Source organism: Henriciella sp., assembly GCF_049649345.1.
Classification (GTDB): Bacteria; Pseudomonadota; Alphaproteobacteria; order Caulobacterales; family Hyphomonadaceae; genus Henriciella.
Genome location: NZ_JBARZC010000629.1, coordinates 1 through 3,226, shown reverse-complemented (window position 1 = coordinate 3,226; position 3,226 = coordinate 1). Strand labels below are relative to the sequence as shown.

General features: G+C 59.2%; 3 protein-coding genes and 1 pseudogene. 2 read left to right on the top strand and 2 right to left on the bottom strand.

The annotated features are described in order from the left end of the window. A pseudogene (locus WA989_RS17420) lies at positions 1-1,027 on the top strand (hypothetical protein); the annotation flags it as partial. A 95-nt stretch (positions 1,028-1,122) separates the two neighbouring features. After that, positions 1,123-1,764, top strand: coding sequence for a TetR/AcrR family transcriptional regulator (locus WA989_RS17415; protein ID WP_424341745.1), 642 nt, complete (start codon positions 1,123-1,125; stop codon positions 1,762-1,764). On the opposite strand, the gene WA989_RS17410 is transcribed toward WA989_RS17415, so the two are convergent. Further along, entirely contained in the window at positions 1,750-2,772 is a 1,023-nt protein-coding gene (locus WA989_RS17410) for a threonine aldolase family protein (protein ID WP_424341744.1), read from the bottom strand. The two genes, WA989_RS17415 and WA989_RS17410, sit on opposite strands and share 15 nt — an antisense overlap. Further along, the coding region (locus WA989_RS17405; protein WP_424341743.1) for an SDR family oxidoreductase at positions 2,772-3,226 on the bottom strand (455 nt) is incomplete at its 5' end. The genes WA989_RS17405 and WA989_RS17410, both read right to left, overlap by 1 nt.

The window sequence follows — 3,226 nt, the reverse complement described above, 5'->3', positions numbered from 1 at the left end:
GTATGATGAGGTCCTGCAAAGCGAGGCGAGCCTGGCAGATATGATCGGCGCCATGGCCCAGTCGAGCGATGGCTCATTCCGGGCGCGAACGGTGCTCGAAGAGCTTGCGGACGATCCTGCGGCTGCAGGGTTTGATGTCGAGCTTGCCAGTCTGTTCGACTTTGGCGACGCTGGAAGATTCCAGCTCGGCGATCCACCGAAAGGACTGTCGCTTCAGCTTGAGGCTGTGCAGATGCTGACCGTGGGCGCCCTCGCAGCCAATCACGACCGCCAGCTAGAGCTTGACCTTGGCGGCGATGTGCCCGGCCTTGCCTCGACGCGTGTATGGCTGACCGTCGGAGAGCGGCCACAATCGACCACCTGGTTCTCTTTGGCGGACGAGAGCCACACCTATGTCTCCACCGCGCAGCTGCGCCTTTTCATTGAGGCAGCAGTCGAGACGGGCGGACTGCTCAGCGACAAGCTTGTCAGACTACCCATCTATATCGAGCTCGCCTCAGCCAAGGCGCAGGTCAAGGATGTGATCTGCGAGCACCGGCAGCGGAAAGTGAAACGTGTTGATATCGACGTGCACCCAGCCATTCTCGACCTGCGGATCGCCGATCTCCCGCGCGGACTTGAATCTTTGGGGGATAGTCAGGACTTCGAGCTTGCCAAGTTGATGGATACAGGACTGATCCGCGTGTCCGGCTACGCGCGCGCCACCCTGGCATCGCAAGAGCCTGAGACGCTCCGGTTCCATGCCTCGCAGATTGGCCAAGATCCCAAGACCGTCGAAACCACCGATGCCCTGCAGGGTGCTTTGCCCTCCATGGTGGAGACGCTTGAGTTGAATGTCGACGTCGGAGGGTTCATAATCGGGTCTCCAGACATTGTGAATGAACTGGTCGCCGACGCACTTCAGACGGCCGCCGAACCAGTCGACATGATTGTGCATGGTTTTACTGATCTGCTTGGCGTGAGCCTCGGTGAAGCGGATGTCTGGGTGCACGACGCGCAATGCAATCGAGCCGTGCTCGTTCAATAATAAAACTGTCACATTCAAGCCGCCAGGGCTGGATATGTGTTCTGCCAAACCTAGGTAAACTTGAGGGAGAAACGGGTGGGGGTCGGAGGCGCGACATGTCCAGACCCGTAGGTGTTCGAAACAAGGATTTTGAAGAGAAGAAGCAGGCGCTGTTAGAGGCGCTCACCGATTTTCTTCTCAGTGAAGGGGTTGAGTTACCTTCCTTCAGGCAGATGGCTATTGCAGCTGGCACGTCGGAGCCGACTCTGCGCCATTATTTCTCGAACCGGAGCGGCGTTATCGTTGCCGTATTCGAGTATATGCACAAACTGTCGGTTCCCCTGCGCCAGAATTCAGCTCAACCGGGGCGCAATCTGGCTGAATCCATTGATGAGTATATCGACCTCGTCGCCAATTCTCGTAAGGTGACCCGCTATATACGCGCACATGGTCTGGGCATACGGGAAGGGATGAATAGCGAGCAGGCGCGTGAAGCCTATCTGCGGTATCTTCTGCTGCCGGCCATCGATTCAATTGCAGAAAAACTCGTCCGCACACCCAATGGCCCGAAAAATTACGAGACCGCCCGGCTGGCAGGTGTCATGTTGCTGGCACCGTCGATTTTCATCATCCTGCATCAGGAGCTGATGAACGGCAAAACCCATTCGCCGATCGACGTCGACCTGTATCTGGAACAGGTGAAGAAGTGGATGAAAGACGGCATTGGCAGCAGCCTGGACGCGCTATCCGACGATTGAGGCCAGACGTTTGATCGTGTCCGCGCCTGTGGCCCAGCTTGTGACCAGTCTGTGGCTGTCATCGAGCCAGGGGTAGAAGGTCGCGCCAGCATCTTTCAGGCGCTTTACCAGGTCCTCGTCCAGCCGTACGAAGATCTCATTGCCCTGGACCGGATGGACAAGCTTGGTTCCGGGATGCTTGCAGAGCAGATTGGACGCCTCGCGGGCCCGCTGATTGGCGGTTGCGGCGAGCTTGAGCCACAGATCATCCTCGAACATGGCAAGCGCCTGGGCGCCAAGATAGCGCATCTTTGGCGGCATGTGGCCGGAGCGTTTGGCGCGGGCTTTCAACGCACCAAATTTCGCGCGCGCCGCGCCGAACAGGATAATGATCTCGCAGCCGATTGCACCGGTCTTGGTCAGGCCGAGGCAGAGCACGTCGACGCCGGCCTTCCAGCTCATCTCCGCAGCACTCGCCCCTGTAGACACAAGCGCATTGGCGAGCCGCGCGCCATCGAGGTGAACGGTCAGATCTGCCTCTTTCGCCAGAGCGGCGTAATGCCTGATCTGCTCGACAGGGTAGGCCGTGCCGCTTTCGGTGAGATTGGTGAGCGAAAGGACATGGGCCGGGGTTTCATGCACGAAGCCGCGATCAATCCGCGACAGGGCGCTGCGAAGCTCTGTCTCATCGATTTGCGCGCCGTCGCCGCCAAGCAGCTGAAGCTTTCCGCCGCCTGAAAAGAATTCCGGCGCGCCGCGTTCGTCGCGCGCGATATGGGCCTCTTCATGGCAGAGGATGGCCCCGATCGGCGGGCAGAAACAGGAGAGCGCGAGGGCATTTGACGCAGTCCCTGACGCGCAGAGCCAGACATCAAAATCGTCCGTCTCAAGCACGCGCGACAGCGCTGATCGAAGCTGCGCGGTGACGGCATCATTGCCATAACTCGGCTGGTTGCCGTCATTCGCAGCGACGAGCGCTTCCAGAACTTTGGGATGAGCTGGCGCGGACGTATCTGAGGAAAAATCCATCAGATCTGCGTGTCCGGCGTCTGCCACATCAGGTGCTGGCCGCCATCGGCGGCGATCATCTGGCCTGTGACGCTGTCAGCGGCGATCAGATAGCGAAGCGCGCGGACGATCTCTTCCGGCCGGGAGCCTTCGCCCGTCAGCGTAGCGGATTTCTCGGCCTCGAAATCAGCTTCGCTCTGATGGACGCTCTTCATGGTGGGGCCCGGCCCGATGCCATTGACGCGGATGTTTGGTGCAAGTGCCTGCGCCATGGTCTGTGTCGCGGTCAACAACGCCGCCTTGGAGAGGGTATAGGTGAAGAATTGCGGGTTCAGCTTCCAGACGCGCTGGTCAATCATATTCACGATCAACCCATTCATCTCATCGGGCAGATTGTTGGCAAAGGCCTGAGAGAGGGCAATCGGGGCGCGAAGATTGGCGTCGAAATGCAGGTCCCAGCTCTGGCGGTCATGGC